This window comes from Pantoea sp. JZ29, from assembly GCF_035190385.1.
In the GTDB taxonomy this organism is placed as follows: Bacteria; Pseudomonadota; Gammaproteobacteria; order Enterobacterales; family Enterobacteriaceae; genus Pantoea; species Pantoea stewartii.
The window spans coordinates 1,353,205-1,369,404 of record NZ_CP045241.1 but is presented as its reverse complement, the minus strand read 5'-3'; the positions used below and the strand labels follow the sequence as shown (position 1 = coordinate 1,369,404).

The window sequence follows — 16,200 nt, the reverse complement described above, 5'->3', positions numbered from 1 at the left end:
CTCTGTTCGGTTACAGGTTAATCAGGCCAGTGAACGGGTCTGAACTTGTTGGTGATATAGCGCGCGGAATCGTGCCAGACGTTGTTGCAGCACCGCGCGAACTTCAGGGTCCGGCAGATAGCGGGCCTGCACGGACGGTTTGCGGCATACGGTCGCTTCATCCCCGCCCGTCGCCAGCCAGGCCAGTCGCGCCGCGCCCAGCGCGCCGGACGCGCTGGCCGGATGCGTCACCACCGGAGAGTCCAGCACATCGGCAATCAGCTGCGCCCACAGGCTGCTGCGCGCGCCGCCACCGGTCAGGCTGAACTGCGTGATGCCCTGCCGTCCGTCGCCCAGAACGGCCAGACCGTCGGCCAGGCCAAACGCGACACCTTCCAGCACCGCGTATCCCAGGAGGGCGCGCTGAGTTTCGTGGCGCAGGTCATAAAACGCGCCCGTGGCATCAGGGTCGTTATGCGGCGTTCGCTCGCCAGAGAGATAGGGCAGGAAAAGTGGGGCCCGCTGTTTCTGTGTTGGGCTCAGCTCAGCCACGTCCTCAAGCAGTTGATTTTCACTGACCGACAGCAGTTGACATACCCAGCGCAGGCAGCTTGCAGCACTGAGCATGACGCTCATCTGGTGCCAGCGACCAGGCAGCGCATGGCAGAACGCATGCACACCGGACTGCGGATCGGCCCGTAGCCGATCGTTGACCACAAAAATCACGCCGGAGGTCCCAAGGGAAATAAACGCATCGCCAGGGTGGATGGCACCGACGCCGACCGCTGACGTAGCGTTATCGCCACCGCCGCCGGCAACGATCACCGCTGTCGACAGGCCCCATTCGCGGGCAAGGTCAGGTCGCAACGTGCCGCTGACCGCATTGCCCTCCACGATTTCTGGCAGCTGCTCGCGACGCAGCCCTGTCGCGGCCAGTAGCGCGTCTGACCAGTCGCGCGTCGCCACGTCCAGCCATAATGTCCCGGCGGCATCGGAGGGATCCGTCACCCACCGTCCGGTTAACCGCCAGCGCAGGTAATCTTTCGGCAACAACACTTTGCTGATGCGGCTAAAGCAGGCGGGCTCGTGCTGCGCAACCCAGCGCAGTTTGGGTGCCGTAAAGCCCGGCATGATCATGTTGCCGCTGATTTGCATCATCTCGGGATGGTGCTGATGTAGCCAGTTACATTCCACCGCGCTGCGCGTGTCGTTCCACAAAATACAGGGCCGCAAAATGTCGCCCTGTTCATCCAGCAGCACCGCACCGTGCATCTGGCCGGACAGGCCTATCGCCGTGACAGCCGACCAGGCCTGAGGCGCCTGCTGACGCAGACGCGCCATCACCTGTTGGCAGGCGTGCCACCAGTCATGCGGATGCTGCTCTGCCCAGTGCGGATGCGGCCGCTGCACCTGCAAGGTGGCGTGTTCAGATGCCACAATGTCGCCCTGCGCATTCAGAATCAGCGCTTTCAGCTCGGATGTGCCAATATCGATACCCAGGTACATGTCGTTCCCCTATGCCACAGCCAGTTTCTGTTCCGGCTGGGCCAGCCATGTGGTGAGCCCGGCTACGGTAGCGGTGAGGCGTGCATGAAAATCGGCGGAAGTCGCCAGCGCCCCAAACAGGGAAGGCTGCGTCATATAGGTCCGCAACGGATCGGGCTGGGTGAACCACTGCTGAATTACGTCGGGTTGCAGAACACCATCCTGATAGTCGTAAGGCAGTTCGCCCAGCGCCCAGCGCTGCAAAAACAGATAAAACAGGGCCGGTAACACCACGCTGGCCGCAGGTGGCGTTCCGCGCTGATAGCACGCCTGCAAAGTGGGCGTGACCATCGCCGGGATTTTCGACAGGCCATCCGCCGCCACACGCTGGTTGGTGTCTTTGATCCAGGGGTTACTGAAGCGCGACAGTACGACATCGCGGTATTCAGCCAGATTTAAGGGACTGGGGGACAACGACGGGATGACATCCTGCGAAACATACTCCCGGGCCATCTGATGAATCGCTTTCTGCCGGGTACTTTCGTCGATGTAGCGCAAGCCGATCAGCGTGCCCGCCCAGGCAATCGCGCTATGGGTGGCGTTGAGGATGCGGATCTTGGCTTCTTCCCAGGGCAACACCGACTCCACCAGCTCAACGCCGACCTGCTCCAGCGCCGGACGCCCGGCAATAAAGTCATCCTCAATCACCCACTGGATAAAGGATTCCGCCATCACCGGCACCGCGTCATCTTTACCCGTGGCCGCCAGCACACGTCCGGCAATATCCGCCGTAGGACGCGGTGTGATCCTGTCCACCATGGTATTCGGCGAGGTGGTGTGAGTCCGCACCCAGTCAGCCAGCGCCTCGTTCCCTTGTGCGTTAAGAAACGCCAGAAAGCCCTGGCGGAAACGCTCACCGTTATGGCGCAGATTATCGCAGTTCAGCAAGGTAACGGGGCCGCCGCCGTTCGCGACGCGCGCCGCCAGGATCCGCGCCAGCGCACCGTAAAGGGTGCGCGCCTCGCCCTGCAGATCCGCGCGAATATCGGGCTGCTGTAGATCCAGCGCATGTTCCGTCGTCAGGTAGTAACCGGCTTCCGTCACGGTAAAAGAAAGGATCCGGGTGGCGGGATCGGCCCCCTGATGCACCAGGGCGCGAAGCGCGTTATCCCAGGGCAGAATCTTGCGAATCGAGGTAATCGTTTCATAGTCGCGTTCGCCCTGCGGCGTGACCGTTTCCAGCACATACTCGCCGTGCTGCGCAGCCAACTGGGTCAACAGCGGTGACGCATCCTCACGGATGTTCCCCAGCGCAATGTGCCACCGACTGTCCCCTTGCTGCATCAGCCGGTGCAGATACCATGCCTGATGAGCGCGATGAAAAGAGCCTGCCCCAATATGCATCCACACGGATGTTGTCATAGTCACCTCAATAAGCATTTGTCATAACAGAGGGCAATTGCCCGAACGCTGTATGTTAATCAGAGGTTACGAGTATTATCTGTGACAGATCTCACGATAAAAGCAATTGCCCAATATCTGAGCTTTTGCCCTGATAGGTTTTTGCCGGCTATACGCGATAAACTAGCGATTCGCTGAGAAGGGAATGCCGTGATGAACAAAGAAGAAAAAAAGCAGGAACTGGCTGCACGCGCCGCCTGGATGTATTACGTGGCCGGGTTAACACAGCAAGAGATTGCCCGGGCGCTGGGACTCTCCAGGCAGGTTGCCCAGCGCCTGATTTCAGGCGCGCGCGAAATGGGTATGGTCAGCGTCAAGATTGACCATCCTGTCACGCACTGCCTGCGCCTGGCACACGCGGTGCAGGAAGCCTTTGGCCTGCAGCACTGTCGTGTCGTCCCTTCTGCCGGGCTGGATGACCACGCTATTCAGCAGATGCTGGCGGTCGAAGGCGCAGAGGTTATGTCGCAGTTTATCAACGATGACCAGCCGCAGGTGTTTGGTATCGGTTCGGGTAAAACTCTGCGGGCGATTATTGATGCCCTGCCCTGGGTGGAGCGGCCCCAGCACCAGTGCGTTTCCATGATTGGTGCTATTGCGCGAGACGACTCCGGCACCCGCTATGACGTGCCGCTCAAGCTGTCTGAAAAAATGCAGGGCAAGTATTTCTTTATTCCTGCGCCGCTGTATGCCGACAGTCCGGAAGATAAACAGATGTGGTGCCAGCATCAGGTCTATCAACGCGTGGTCAGTCGGGCCTTACAGGCCAGTATGACCTTTCTCGGCATCGGCGAAGTCACACCCGGCTGTCCGCTTCATGCTGAAGGGTTTATCACCGACAGCCAGGTTCAGGCACTCAACGCGCGCGGCGTCGTTGGCGAAATGCTTGGCCACTTTTTCAATCAACAGGGTGAACGTGTGATGGGCGAGACCGATGCGCTGCTCACCAGCGTCACGCTGGAAAGCCGGACAACGCGTCCGATCATCGGTTTTGCAGGCGGCGAGCGCAAATTTGCCGCCATTCGGGCGGCATTAACAGGTGGCTGGATCTCGGGTCTGGTCACGGACGAATCTACCGCCACGCGCCTGTTAAGCGATGGCTCAACAGGCGCGGATCGGCTTACTTAAGAGAACCTTTCAGGAACTGCTGAAGGCGCGGGCTTTTGGGATTGCCGAACAACTCTGTCGGCGGCCCCTGCTCTTCAATCTTACCCTGATGCAGGAAAATCACATGGCTGGAAACGTGACGGGCAAACTCCATTTCATGCGTCACCACCACCATGGTTTTGCCCTCTTCGGCCAGCTTCTGCATGATGCGCAGCACTTCCCCGACCAGTTCCGGGTCAAGGGCAGAAGTTGGCTCATCAAACAACAGCACCTCGGGCTCCATCGCCAGCGCGCGGGCAATCGACACACGTTGCTGCTGGCCGCCTGACAGATGCACCGGATACTTTGACTGCGCCCGCTCATCAATGCCGACTTTATTCAGATAGGTGACAGCGCGTTCGCGCGCCTGGGCTTTGCTCAGGCCCAGCACCTGAATCGGTGCTTCCATGACATTTTCCAGCACCGTCATGTGGCTCCATAAATTAAAGTGCTGAAACACCATCGTCAGGCGGGTGCGCAGCAGGCGCAACTGCTCTTTGTCGGCCACCTTTAGCTGACCGTCGGTATCACGGACCAGCGAAATGGCGGTGTTATTGACCGTAATGGTGCCTTCGCTCGGTTTTTCGAGGAAGTTAATACAGCGCAAAAAGGTACTTTTCCCTGAGCCGGACGATCCAATAATACTGATGACATCGCCCGCATTAGCATGTAAAGACACGCCTTTTAATACTTCATGTTCACCGTAACGTTTATGCAGTTCGGTGACGCTTAATTTGTTATCAGCCATAGTCTTACTCAATGCGATGAAGAAGGTTTCACATGGGCCAGCCAGCGACGCTCCGCCAGGCGGAACAGGCTAATCAGTGTGTAGGAAATAATCAGGTACAGGACGGCCGCAATGCCAAACGCGGTAAAGGGCTGATACGTTGCCGCGTTGATGTCCCGGGCGATTTTGAGCAAATCAGGCACGGTTGCCGTAAAGGCCAGCGCGGTCGAGTGCAGCATCAATATCACCTCATTGCTGTAAACCGGCAAGGCGGTGCGCAGCGCAGAAGGCAAAATAATGCAGCGATACAGTTTAAACGTTGAAAAACCATACGCGCGCGCGGCTTCAATTTCCCCGTGAGGCACAGCACGAATCGCACCGGCGAAAATCTCCGTCGTATAGGCGCAGGTATTCAGGGTAAACGCCAGTAAGGTACAGTTCAGTCCGCTGCGGAAAAACGCATTCAGCAACTCGGTGCCTTTCACGATCTCCAGCGTATACATGCCGGAATAGAATACCAGCAGTTGAACATACAGCGGCGTACCGCGAAAAACATAGGTAAAGAGCCAGACCGGCAGGCTGATAAAGCGATTCGGCGACACGCGTGCAATCGCCAGCAGTACCGCCATACAGCCGCCCAGCACCACCGAAACAATCAGCAGCCATAGCGTAATCGCCACGCCGGTGAAGCGGTAACCGTCAGTCCAGAGCAGTGATTTCCAGTACTCGTGGATAATCTCAATCATAGCTCTGCCCTCTTCACGCCAACCGTGTAGCGGCGATTGAGCCACCACAGCACGCCGTTAGACAGCGTGGTAAACACCAGATAGATCACACCCGCGACGATGGCGAAATAAAACGGCTGCCAGGTGCTCTTGCCCGCCAGCTGCGTGGCTTTAACCACATCTTCCAGCCCCAGCAGCGAGACCAGCGCGGTCGCTTTCAGGATCACCTGCCAGTTATTACCAATCCCGGGCAGCGCATAACGCATCATCGCCGGAAAGAGGATGCGACGGAAAACCTGGGAACCGGTAAAACCAAACGCGGTCGCGGCTTCGATTTGCCCTTTGGGCACGGCCATGAAGGCCCCGCGAAACGTCTCGGTAAAATAGGCCCCGTAGATGAAGCCCAGGGTGATAATGCCCGCGACCATAGGATCGATATCGAACTGCGCCAGACCCAGCGCATCGGTGATGTGGTTCAGCACTATCTGCAGACCGTAGAAGATCAGGAGCATCAGGACGAGATCGGGCACGCCACGAATCAGCGTCGTGTAGCCCTCAAAAATAAGCGACAGCAGGCGATGACGTGACAGCTTCGCGCCTGCGCCAATCAGCCCGAGAATCACCGCCAGCAGCACGGAACTCAGTGCCAGCTCCAGCGTGACCAACGTGCCTTTTAAAATGACATCAGAATAGCCATACAACATGGAAAAGATCCTGTCGTGGGGTGGAAACGGCGCTGAACCCGCCACGTGGGCGGGCAGCGTTGCTTCTGGTAAGGCATCAACCACAACGCAGAGGTTGCCGGGGCCAGTGCGGCCAGGGCAACCAGGCGTTATCCGGTCAGGCGATTACCAGAGGCAAAGTCGACAGGTTAGTCACCGTACACGTTGAAATTAAAGTATTTCTTCGCAATTTTGTCGTACGTACCGTCTTTGCGCATGGATTCAAACGCTTTATCAATGGCCGCTTTCAGCTCGGTGTCATCTTTACGTAATCCTATACCGGTACCGACGCCAAAAATCTTGTCATCTTTCACGGCCGGACCGGCAAAAGCGTAGTCTTTACCGACAGGCTGCTTCAGGAAGCCTTCAGCCGCCTGCACTTCATCCTGGAATGCGGCATCAATACGCCCCGCAGTCAGATCCTGGTACACCAGATCCTGGTTCGCATAAGGCGTGACGGTCACACCTTTTGGACGCCAGTACTGGTTAGCATAGGTTTCCTGCGTGGTGCCTTGCAGCACACCGACGTTTTTGCCTTTCAGCGATTCAACCGTCGGCAGAATTTTCGAACCTTTAGGCGCGACTAAACGGGCATTGGCCGCATAGAGTTTGTCAGAGAAAGCAATCTCTTCCTGACGTTTCGCGGTGATAGAGAGCGAGGAGATAATAGCGTCAATTTTTTTAGCTTTCAGCGACGGAATCAGCGCATCAAAGTCGCTTTCCACATAGGTACATTTGGTCTGAATACGTTTACAGATTTCGTTAGCCAGATCGATATCAAAACCGACTAACTGTCCTTGCGCGTTTTTTGACTCAAACGGCGGGTATGTTGGGTCAGTGCCGACACGAATCGAGGCCGGTACGGCTGCAAATACGCTGGCCACACTGGACAGGCCCAACATTAAAGAAAGAGCCAGAACACGCTTCTTCATAGATTACCCTCAGCAAATTATTGTTATGTGATGCATGATGTGTGTTTGCAACGAACACTGCCAGTAACCTGTGCACGTTTCGTGCCAGTTATGCAGGTCTGCCGCGCACCCAGCCCGCCGTTTTTGCCACATAAAGGCTGGGTTTGTGAAAGGAATATATCAGTGAAGTCACAGAGAAAAAGCGATGTTGTGAACTTTTAGTTCACCAAATGCAGGAACAGTGATCGCTCCCGCGCTTTTGCACTAAATAAGTGCACAAGCTGAACCTTATGCACCTTGCCAGCGCACAAACAAATCCTGAGGCAGTTCAATGTCGAACTGATCGATAACCCGGTTAATTGTTTGATCGACCAGTTCGTCAATGGTTGTCGGACGATGATAAAACGCCGGTACCGGCGGCATGATAATCGCCCCTAATTCAGCGGCAGTCGTCATCATCCGCAGGTGGCCAATATGCAGCGGCGTTTCACGTACGCAGAGTACCAGCTTGCGCTGCTCTTTAAGCACCACGTCCGCCGCGCGCGTCAGCAGGGAATCGCTGTAGCTGTGCACAATGCCCGACAGGGTTTTCATTGAACACGGTAAAATCACCATGCCCAGGGTTTTAAACGACCCGGAGGAAATGCTGGCGGCAATGTCGCGCACATCATGAACCACATCGGCCAGCGCCTGAACATCGCGCAGACTGTAGTCACTTTCCAGGCTCAGCGTCTGACGCGCCGCGTGACTGATGACCAGATGGGTTTCCACGTCGCTGACCTGCTGCAAGACCTGCAGTAACCGCACGCCGTAAATCACACCGCTTGCGCCGGAAATACCAATAATGAGTCGTTTCATCGTTCAACCTTGCAGTGGCAAAGTGCACCATAATAGCGCAGCGCGACAAAAAACACAGAGGGCGGGATAAGTCCCGCCCTCTTTTTTTGCATCAGGCCTGATTAGCCTTCGTTATGCAGTTCAAGATTTTCGACTTCGTTCTGCCGCGCAATGGCTTTCGCGTCGTCGTTACGCAGGGATTCCAGATATTCAAGGTAGCCCTGATCCACATCTTTAGTAACGTAAACCCCGTTAAAAACGGAGCACTCGAACTGAACGATATCGGGATTCTCTTCGCGTACGGCTTCGATGAGGTCATTGAGATCCTGGAAAATCAGCGCATCTGCTTTGATAATCTGACGAATCTCTTCGACTTCGCGGCCATGGGCAATCAGCTCAGTGGCGCTCGGCATATCAATGCCGTAGACGTTAGGGAAGCGCACTTCCGGAGCCGCAGAGGCGAGATAAACCTTTTTTGCCCCTGCTTCGCGTGCCATTTCAATAATCTGCTCAGACGTGGTGCCACGCACGATAGAGTCATCGATCAGCAAGACGTTTTTATCGCGGAATTCGGCGCGGTTAGCATTGAGTTTGCGGCGCACGGCGCTGCGGCGCAGCTGCTGACCCGGCATGATAAAGGTACGACCGACATAGCGGTTTTTCACAAATCCCTGGCGGTAAGGCTTATCAAGGATGCGGGCGATTTCCAGTGCCGTATCCATGGAGGTTTCCGGAATCGGAATCACCACATCGATATCCAGATCTTCCCATTCACGGGCAATTTTCTGGCCCAGCTTGGTGCCCATGCGGACGCGCGCGCTGTAGACCGAAATTTTGTCCAGGAAGGAGTCCGGTCGGGCAAAATAGACGTATTCGAACAGGCACGGATTGTTTTTGGGGTTCTCGGCACACTGGCGGGTCGAAAGCTGGCCCTGCTCCGTGATGTACACCGCTTCACCCGGCGCGACGTCACGGATGAATTCAAAACCCAGTGTATCCAGCGCGACGCTCTCTGAGGCCACCATATACTCGGTACGGCCATCCGCAATGACGCGTTTGCCCAGCACCAGCGGACGAATCCCGTTAGGATCGCGGAAGGCGACCATGCCGTGGCCGATAATCATCGAGACCACCGCATACGCGCCGCGAACCTGCTGATGCACGGCGGCGATAGCGGCAAAAATGTTGTCGGCTTCCAGCGGATAGTGCTGAAAACGATCCAGTTCCTGCGCGAAGATATTCAGCAGGATCTCTGAGTCTGACGTGGTGTTCACATGACGGCGGCCTTTTTCGAACAGCTGCTTACGCAGCTCATGTGCGTTGGTCAGGTTACCGTTGTGTGCAAGAGAAATCCCGTACGGCGAGTTGACGTAGAACGGTTGCGCTTCAGAAGCGCTGGAGCTGCCCGCTGTAGGATAGCGTGCATGACCAATCCCCATGTTGCCTTGTAAACGCTGCATATGACGGGCTTCGAAAACATCGCTGACCAGGCCGTTGGCCTTACGCAGGCGAAAGCAGTTGAGCGCATCAATCGTACAAATGCCTGCGGCATCCTGCCCACGATGCTGGAGCACCGTTAACGCGTCATAGATCGACTGGTTTACCGGCATGAAACCGGTGATACCGACAATACCGCACATGTTGTCATTTCCTCATTAAGCCGTACGCCCGATGGTCTCACCGGGGCAAAAAACTCGACGTGCTTTTCAGGTAGTCAAAAAACCACCTGATTATAGAACTGAACTCGGGAATAAGTTGAGACTGCTGCCAGTCCGGGCTTTTTGAAAAACCCGTGAATGTATCCAGGAAGAACAGCAAAGCGGCTACAATAAGCACACCACGCAAGGCCCCGAAACAAACGCCTAATACCCGATCGGTTCCCGACAGGCCGGTTTTTTCTACCAGCGAGCCGATAACGTAGTTCACTATCGCCCCCACAATCAGGGTCGCAATGAACAGCACCGCAATGGCGATTCCGTTCCGAACCAGTTCGTCGTCAAAACCTGTAAACCAGACAGCAAGGTAGGCATAGTAATGACTGGCGACAAAAAACGCGCATCCCCAGGTAACAAGAGATAAGGCTTCGCGGACAAACCCTCGAACCAGGCTGACCAAAGCCGAAAAACCAACTACCGCAATAATGACGTAATCAATCCAGATCATGAACTCTTCCAGCGCCAGTGCCATTGCACCCCTGCATCCAGTTCGGGGCGCATTCTAACAGAAAAAGAAAACGTTTGCGTAGGGGTTTTCAGGTTCTGCATCCATAAAAAAGGCGAAGAAAAAAACGAACTTCGCCTGTGAGATTGTTATCCGGTTAACCCGTTGAAAAGCCAGGCTAACCGTTGCCCGCCCCGCTTAGCCAGAGCTGATTGCCGCTGCCTGTTATTCTTATCGGCAGCGCCAATCACGGATTTAACGCGCGCTGTAGGGCTTAACCACGCCGCTTAGACCCGAGACGTTTTTCAGCTCGCCCACTGCCGCCTGCATTTTCGCTTTAGACGCATCCGGTCCCACATAAATGCGGGTGATTTGTCCCTGCACCGGCGTTGACGGCACCGTATAGGCCCGGTAACCCGACAGGCGCAGCTTCGCGACAATCTCGTTGACCTTGCTGGCGTTCTTCAATGCGCCCAACTGGACAACATACGCCTGTCCCGAGGGTTGCGTCTCTTTCGGTTGCTCTGCCGGGGCCACTTCCTCGGTGCGCGCTGCCTGCTCGGCCGGCCTGGTTTTTTCAACGGGCTTCGCTTGCTCAACCGGTTTGGTTTTCTCGACCGGTTTGCTCTGCGTCTGTTCTACCGGCTTCGGTTTAGCCTGCTCGGTATGTTTCGGTTTTGTCGTCTCAGCTGGTTTTTCTTTCGCTGTCGTCGAATGTACAGGCGGCGGTGATACGACACTCGGCGCACTGTTTTGCTCGGGCTGCGTGCTGCCCTCTTGCGCCTGTGAGTTGCCCCCGTCAGGATGACTTACCGCACTGCCCGCGCCGGCAGGCGGATGGGCTGGCAGCGACTGGGTGACCGGCGGCACCATTTCGCTGTCCTGCTGGTCGTCCGGTTTCGGGACCAGTGGAATCGCCGCAAACTCTTCTTTATAGTGTTTTTTCTTACCATCCAGCAGCCCCGGCAACACAATCACGCCGATGGCCACCAGAATAACGGTACCGACTAAACGGTTTTGAAACTTACTCGCCACGTCCTCTCTCCGTTTCAATCGATTCCATCACCTGCGCGACGGTCAGGAAAGAGCCGCATACCAGGATGATGTCCTGCGGTTCAGCCTGCTGCCGCGCCTGTTGCCAGGCCTGTTCGACATCTGCGAATGCCCGGGCAGACGTTACGTGTGCCATGAGTTGTTCTGCACTGGCACCGCGCGGGCCGGACAGCGGCGCGCAGTACCAGAAGTCGACCTGCGGGGCCAGCGCGGACAGCGTCCCGGCGATATCCTTATCATGCAGCATCCCGACCACGGCGTGAACGTGCCCCCGCGTCGGCAAGGCAGCCAGGCGCGATGCCAGGTAGCCTGCTGCATGCGGGTTATGCGCCACATCCAGAATCACGCGAGGCGACTCACTGACGGTCTGAAAGCGCCCGGGTAGCACCGCCAGCGGCAGGCTGGCGCGGATATGTGCGTCGCTGACGTTGAGCCCCGAGGCACGCAGCGCCACCAGCGCCGTTGCCGCATTCGGCAGGGGCACCTGCGGCAGCGGTAGATCGCTCAGTTCACCGTGCGCATCGCGCAGAGACCAGCTTTCTGCCTGCGCATGATAGTGCCAGTCACGGCCAAGCTGAATGAGCTGAGCGCCCTTTTCCCTGGCGACATCGGCAATCGTCACCGGCATAGCAGGCTCACCCACCACCGCAGGTTTACCCTGACGGAATACGCCCGCTTTTTCCCGACCAATGCTGTCGCGATCCGGGCCAAGCCAGTCGGTATGGTCCAGCGCAATACTGGTCACCACCGCGACATCGGCATCCACAATATTCGTTGCGTCCAGCCGCCCACCCAGCCCGACTTCCAGAATGACCACGTCAAGTTTCGCCTGCTGGAACAGGTTAAGCGCCGACAGCGTGCCGAATTCAAAATAGGTCAGGGAGATAGTACCGCGTCCCGCTTCAATGTCAGCGAAACTGGCGCTGTGTTGCGCTTCACTCAACTCCTGTCCCTGCACCCGGACACGCTCTGTGTAACGTACCAGATGCGGCGAGCTGTAAACGCCCACGCGATAGCCCGCGGCCATCAACAGGGTTTCAAGCGTCCGACAGGTAGTGCCTTTACCATTGGTACCGGCAACGGTGAAAACAAAAGGGGCAGGCTTCAGCAGGTCCAGACGTTGCGCCACCTGGCGAATACGGTCCAGGCCCAGTTCAATTGCCTGAGTGTGGAGGTGCTCAAGATAATAAAGCCACGTGGCCAAAGGCGACGTGGCTTGAGGGAGGTGAAGATTGTCCATATGTCCCGTTTTGCAAATTTATACCTGGTGAAAGCAACAAGGTATAGGGTGCATGGGTGGAAGGCGCGACCGGCGCGCCTTCTGTCTCCTGTCAGGCCTCGTTACTCTCCGGGTGGGACGTCGCAGGTGCGAACTCTTCACCATCGTGCAACGGTGCCGGCAGGTTCATCATTTTTGCCAGCAGACTTGCCAGTTTAAAGCGCATTTCCGGACGACGAATGATCATGTCAATCGCGCCTTTTTCAATCAGAAATTCACTTCGCTGGAAGCCCGGTGGCAGTTTTTCACGCACGGTCTGCTCAATAACGCGTGGACCCGCAAAGCCAATCAGCGCTTTCGGTTCGGCCACGTTCAGATCGCCCAGCATCGCGAAGCTGGCGGAAACACCGCCCATGGTTGGGTCAGTCAGCACCGAAATATAGGGCAGACCGCGTTCCTGCATTTTCGCCAGCGCCGCAGAAGTTTTCGCCATCTGCATCAGTGACATTAACGCTTCCTGCATACGGGCACCGCCGCTGGCGGAGAAGCAGATAAGCGGACAGTTGTCTTCCAGCGCCTGCTCGACCGCGCGAACAAAACGCGCCCCGACAACAGAGCCCATTGAACCGCCCATAAACGCGAACTCAAAGGCTGCCGCGACAACCGGCATACCGTGCAGTTGGCCTTTCATGACGATCAGCGCATCTTTTTCATCTGTCGCTTTTTGTGCCGCAACCAGACGATCTTTGTACTTTTTGGAATCCCTGAACTTCAGCAGATCTTTGGGTTCCAGCTCACTGCCCAGTTCAACCAGCGTGCCCTGATCGAGCAGGCTCGCCAGACGCTCACGGGCGTGCATGCGCATGTGGTGGTCGCACTTCGGGCAGACCTCAAGATTACGCTCCAGCTCGGCACGGTAAAGTACCTGGCCACAGCTGTCGCATTTCGTCCACACTCCTTCCGGAATGTTGGCACGACGTGCAGGCGTAATATTGCTTTTATTAAGAATGCGTTCAATCCAGCTCATTGATGACCTTTCTGTTAAAAACTGACCTGGTCCAGTCGTCTTGATGCTGCTGAAAACCGCTTCAGCAGACGGTAAATGTCGCTCATTAAACCACAACCAGTTAAGACTGTGGATAAAAATCTGGTCTTACCCCTGAGCGGTAAGCCTGCTCAGGGTTAATTTTGCTGCTTAGCCTGGCGGCGATGACGCCAGATTTCGATAATGCCCGGCAGAACCGATACCACGATAATGCCCAGGATGAGCAGCTTAAGATTTTCCTGCACCACTGGCAAATCGCCAAACAGATAGCCTGCATAGGAAAACAGCAGCACCCATGCCAGCGCACCGGTAACGTTAAACAGGGCAAAATGCCGATAGGACATGTGGCCCATGCCGGCGACAAAAGGGGCAAAGGTACGCACAATCGGCACGAAACGGGCAAGAATAATGGTTTTTCCACCATGACGGGTATAAAACGCATGGGTTTTATCCAGATAGCTGCGGCGGAAAATTTTCGAATTCGGGTTGCTGAACAGGCGTTCACCGAACAGTTTACCGATGGTGTAGTTCACCGCATCACCCAGGATCGCCGCGATAACCAGCAGCGCGACCATCAGGTGGACGTTCAGATCGTTACCGGGCAATGCCGCCAGTGCCCCCGCGACAAACAGCAGCGAGTCGCCTGGCAAAAACGGCGTGACCACTAAGCCGGTTTCGCAGAATAAAATCAGGAACAAAATGGCGTAAATCCAGATGCCATACTGCGCGACTAATTCGGCCAGATGCACATCAATGTGCAAAATAAAATCGACCACAAAATGGATGAACTCCATAACGATCCCTTTAGCTAAGGTTGATTAATCCGCGAGGAACAACGGCCCCATCGGCGGCTGAGGTAAAGCAAAGTGCGCGGGATAATCCACCGCCACCAGGTAAAGCCCTTCGGCTTTTGCCGTGGCCGCCGCCAGCGTGCGATCTTTGGCGGCCAGCAGTTCTGCCATCCAGGATTCTGGCTGATTACCACAGCCAATTTCCATCAGACTACCGACAATGTTGCGCACCATATGGTGCACAAAAGCGTTGGCTTTAATGTCCACAATGACATAGGGCCCGTGACGACTGACGTTCAGGTGCATCACGTTGCGCCATGGCGTACGCGACTGGCACTGTACGGCGCGAAACGAGGTGAAATCGTTCTCGCCCAGCAGGCTCTGCCCGGCGCGCTGCATCTTTTCCACATCCAGCGGATAGTAAAAGTGCGTCACGCCCTTGCCCAGGATAGCCGGACGTAAGCGCTGGTTGTAAATCAGGTAACGGTAACGCCGGGCTGTGGCGCTGAACCGTGCATGAAACTCGTCCGGCACGGCTTTCACCCAACGTACAGCGATATCGTCCGGCAGATTGGCATTGACACCCAATGTCCAGGCGGCATCCGCTCGCTGCGCCACGGTCTCAAAATGCACCACCTGTCCGGTGCCGTGCACGCCAGCATCGGTACGCCCGGCGCAAAATACGCTCACCGGATGGTCCGCGACCTTCGACAGCGCCCGCTCCAGCTTTTCCTGCACGCTGCGCACTTCCTGCTGCCGTTGCCAGCCGTAGTATCGGCTGCCGTCGTACTCAATGCCCAGTGCCAGCTTTCTTGTCTGACCTTCCGACATCAGTACATATACTCCTGCACCAGCTTCTCTGCGGTTTTCACCGCCATCAGCGCGCCACCGAAACGAACGTTGTCCGCCACGGACCAGAACTGCAACAGCTCCGGAATACCGTAGTCATTACGTACACTGCCGATACTCAGCGCATCGCTACCTGAGGCATCCGTTACCGGCGTGGGAACGTCCTCTTCGTCGCTCAGGCGAATATCGGCGGCCAGGGCCAGCTCTGCTCTGGCTTCGTCTGCCGACAGCGGGCGCAGATTTTCAATGTGGACGATCTGGGCATTGCCATAAAACACCGGTGCCTGAACGCTGCTGACCGCCACGGGCAAACCGTCGTCCTGCAACACTTTACGCACCTGATCAACCAGGCGACGCTCGCTCTCCACGCTGCCCTCTGCATCGGCCTGTTGTGGCAGCAGGTTAAAAGCCAGCTGACGACCAAAATGGTGGTCATCCGCCGGTACGCCGTTCAGCAGGCGGGCGCTCTCCCCGGCCAGCGCATCCACAGCCACTTTGCCGTGCGTGGAGACGGAGATCAGATTGGTGACCTGCAAACGGCCTAAACCGGCGGCATCGACCAGCGGTTTGATAGCCGTCAGCAGCTGGCTCACCAGATTATCGGCCACGCTGATGATATTGCGATTACGGTAATCGGCCAGCACCTGCGGATTCACATCCGGCACCACCAGCGGCACATCCGGCGACAGGGCAAACAGCTCACTGCTGTCGATAACCAGGCAACCCGCACTCGCCGCCTCTTCCGCATAACGGGCCGAGGCGTCACGACCGGCAACAAAGAAGGCCAGCTGCGCCTGTGACCAGTCAAACTCCGCGGCGTTTTCAACCCGCAGAGAGCGCCCTTCAAAACGTTTACTTTCACCGGCGCTGTTATCGCTTGCCAGCAAATACAATTCACCAACCGGGAACTGGCGTTGAGCCAGCAGTTCCAGTACAGCGTTCCCTACTGCGCCTGTTGCGCCAAGAAGCGCAATATTCCAGCCGTCAGACATGTTGGTTTACCTCAGACAATGACATAAAAACAGAAGGCGGTGATGCCACCGCCCAGGGATTCAGATTTATCCCTGCACCTGTGCCCGCGTTTTACGCA

The 16,200-nt window shown here is 56.6% G+C and carries 16 protein-coding genes; 1 reads left to right on the top strand and 15 read right to left on the bottom strand.

Going from position 1 to position 16,200, the window contains the following annotated elements:
• Positions 1-21 precede the first annotated feature (21 nt).
• Both xylB and dalD read right to left on the bottom strand, forming a co-directional pair.
• Complete coding sequence (gene xylB, locus GC090_RS06570) at positions 22-1,485, bottom strand: xylulokinase (RefSeq protein WP_324021158.1); 1,464 nt, start codon at positions 1,483-1,485, stop codon at positions 22-24.
• A 9-nt stretch (positions 1,486-1,494) separates the two neighbouring features.
• Complete coding sequence (dalD, locus tag GC090_RS06565) at positions 1,495-2,886, bottom strand: D-arabinitol 4-dehydrogenase (protein WP_039339704.1); 1,392 nt, start codon at positions 2,884-2,886, stop codon at positions 1,495-1,497.
• 192 nt (positions 2,887-3,078) lie between these two features.
• Between dalD and GC090_RS06560 the strand changes: the two genes are divergently transcribed.
• Entirely contained in the window at positions 3,079-4,053 is a 975-nt protein-coding gene (locus GC090_RS06560) for a sugar-binding transcriptional regulator (RefSeq protein WP_006120048.1), read from the top strand.
• Here GC090_RS06560 and hisP read toward each other — a convergent pair.
• The 13 genes from hisP to GC090_RS06495 form a co-directional block, all read right to left on the bottom strand.
• Positions 4,046-4,819 carry a histidine ABC transporter ATP-binding protein HisP gene (hisP, locus tag GC090_RS06555; protein WP_033740666.1) on the bottom strand — a complete coding sequence of 258 codons (774 nt, stop codon included), beginning with the start codon at positions 4,817-4,819 and terminating at the stop codon, positions 4,046-4,048. The two genes, GC090_RS06560 and hisP, sit on opposite strands and share 8 nt — an antisense overlap.
• An 8-nt stretch (positions 4,820-4,827) precedes the next feature.
• Positions 4,828-5,544: an ABC transporter permease gene (locus tag GC090_RS06550; RefSeq protein ID WP_033740667.1), complete on the bottom strand. Its 717-nt coding sequence runs from the start codon at positions 5,542-5,544 to the stop codon at positions 4,828-4,830.
• On the bottom strand, positions 5,541-6,227 hold the full coding sequence (locus GC090_RS06545) for a histidine ABC transporter permease HisQ (RefSeq protein ID WP_033740669.1): 687 nt from the start codon (positions 6,225-6,227) through the stop codon (positions 5,541-5,543). The genes GC090_RS06550 and GC090_RS06545 overlap by 4 nt, the downstream gene beginning before the upstream one ends.
• A gap of 167 nt (positions 6,228-6,394) precedes the next feature.
• A complete protein-coding gene (gene argT / locus GC090_RS06540; RefSeq protein WP_006120054.1) occupies positions 6,395-7,177 on the bottom strand; it encodes a lysine/arginine/ornithine ABC transporter substrate-binding protein ArgT in 783 nt (260 codons plus the stop codon).
• 267 nt (positions 7,178-7,444) lie between these two features.
• Positions 7,445-8,014 carry a UbiX family flavin prenyltransferase gene (locus GC090_RS06535; protein WP_006120055.1) on the bottom strand — a complete coding sequence of 190 codons (570 nt, stop codon included), beginning with the start codon at positions 8,012-8,014 and terminating at the stop codon, positions 7,445-7,447.
• A 101-nt stretch (positions 8,015-8,115) separates the two neighbouring features.
• Positions 8,116-9,633, bottom strand: a complete 1,518-nt coding sequence (purF, locus tag GC090_RS06530) for an amidophosphoribosyltransferase (protein ID WP_033740671.1) — start codon at positions 9,631-9,633, stop codon at positions 8,116-8,118.
• Positions 9,634-9,670: 37 nt separating this feature from the next.
• Entirely contained in the window at positions 9,671-10,156 is a 486-nt protein-coding gene (gene cvpA, locus GC090_RS06525; protein ID WP_026021019.1) for a colicin V production protein, read from the bottom strand.
• Positions 10,157-10,408: 252 nt separating this feature from the next.
• Positions 10,409-11,188, bottom strand: coding sequence for a cell division protein DedD (dedD, locus tag GC090_RS06520; protein ID WP_110268191.1), 780 nt, complete (start codon positions 11,186-11,188; stop codon positions 10,409-10,411).
• Positions 11,178-12,446: a bifunctional tetrahydrofolate synthase/dihydrofolate synthase gene (gene folC / locus GC090_RS06515; RefSeq protein WP_039339708.1), complete on the bottom strand. Its 1,269-nt coding sequence runs from the start codon at positions 12,444-12,446 to the stop codon at positions 11,178-11,180. The genes dedD and folC overlap by 11 nt, the downstream gene beginning before the upstream one ends.
• Before the next feature lie 91 nt (positions 12,447-12,537).
• Complete coding sequence (gene accD / locus GC090_RS06510; RefSeq protein WP_033740674.1) at positions 12,538-13,452, bottom strand: acetyl-CoA carboxylase, carboxyltransferase subunit beta; 915 nt, start codon at positions 13,450-13,452, stop codon at positions 12,538-12,540.
• A gap of 155 nt (positions 13,453-13,607) precedes the next feature.
• Complete coding sequence (locus GC090_RS06505; protein ID WP_205955521.1) at positions 13,608-14,264, bottom strand: DedA family protein; 657 nt, start codon at positions 14,262-14,264, stop codon at positions 13,608-13,610.
• A gap of 24 nt (positions 14,265-14,288) precedes the next feature.
• Entirely contained in the window at positions 14,289-15,092 is an 804-nt protein-coding gene (gene truA / locus GC090_RS06500) for a tRNA pseudouridine(38-40) synthase TruA (RefSeq protein WP_006120062.1), read from the bottom strand.
• Positions 15,092-16,102: an aspartate-semialdehyde dehydrogenase gene (locus GC090_RS06495; protein WP_039339710.1), complete on the bottom strand. Its 1,011-nt coding sequence runs from the start codon at positions 16,100-16,102 to the stop codon at positions 15,092-15,094. The genes truA and GC090_RS06495 overlap by 1 nt, the downstream gene beginning before the upstream one ends.
• Between the last annotated feature and the right edge of the window lie 98 nt (positions 16,103-16,200).

Coding starts and splice junctions, on each gene's coding strand:
- xylB (WP_324021158.1), bottom strand. CDS start 1,485: ATGTACCTGGGTATCGATATTGGCACATCCGAGCTGAAAGCGCTGATT.
- dalD (WP_039339704.1), bottom strand. CDS start 2,886: ATGACAACATCCGTGTGGATGCATATTGGGGCAGGCTCTTTTCATCGC.
- GC090_RS06560 (WP_006120048.1), top strand. CDS start 3,079: ATGAACAAAGAAGAAAAAAAGCAGGAACTGGCTGCACGCGCCGCCTGG.
- hisP (WP_033740666.1), bottom strand. CDS start 4,819: ATGGCTGATAACAAATTAAGCGTCACCGAACTGCATAAACGTTACGGT.
- GC090_RS06550 (WP_033740667.1), bottom strand. CDS start 5,544: ATGATTGAGATTATCCACGAGTACTGGAAATCACTGCTCTGGACTGAC.
- GC090_RS06545 (WP_033740669.1), bottom strand. CDS start 6,227: ATGTTGTATGGCTATTCTGATGTCATTTTAAAAGGCACGTTGGTCACG.
- argT (WP_006120054.1), bottom strand. CDS start 7,177: ATGAAGAAGCGTGTTCTGGCTCTTTCTTTAATGTTGGGCCTGTCCAGT.
- GC090_RS06535 (WP_006120055.1), bottom strand. CDS start 8,014: ATGAAACGACTCATTATTGGTATTTCCGGCGCAAGCGGTGTGATTTAC.
- purF (WP_033740671.1), bottom strand. CDS start 9,633: ATGTGCGGTATTGTCGGTATCACCGGTTTCATGCCGGTAAACCAGTCG.
- cvpA (WP_026021019.1), bottom strand. CDS start 10,156: ATGATCTGGATTGATTACGTCATTATTGCGGTAGTTGGTTTTTCGGCT.
- folC (WP_039339708.1), bottom strand. CDS start 12,446: ATGGACAATCTTCACCTCCCTCAAGCCACGTCGCCTTTGGCCACGTGG.
- accD (WP_033740674.1), bottom strand. CDS start 13,452: ATGAGCTGGATTGAACGCATTCTTAATAAAAGCAATATTACGCCTGCA.
- GC090_RS06505 (WP_205955521.1), bottom strand. CDS start 14,264: ATGGAGTTCATCCATTTTGTGGTCGATTTTATTTTGCACATTGATGTG.
- truA (WP_006120062.1), bottom strand. CDS start 15,092: ATGTCGGAAGGTCAGACAAGAAAGCTGGCACTGGGCATTGAGTACGAC.
- GC090_RS06495 (WP_039339710.1), bottom strand. CDS start 16,102: ATGTCTGACGGCTGGAATATTGCGCTTCTTGGCGCAACAGGCGCAGTA.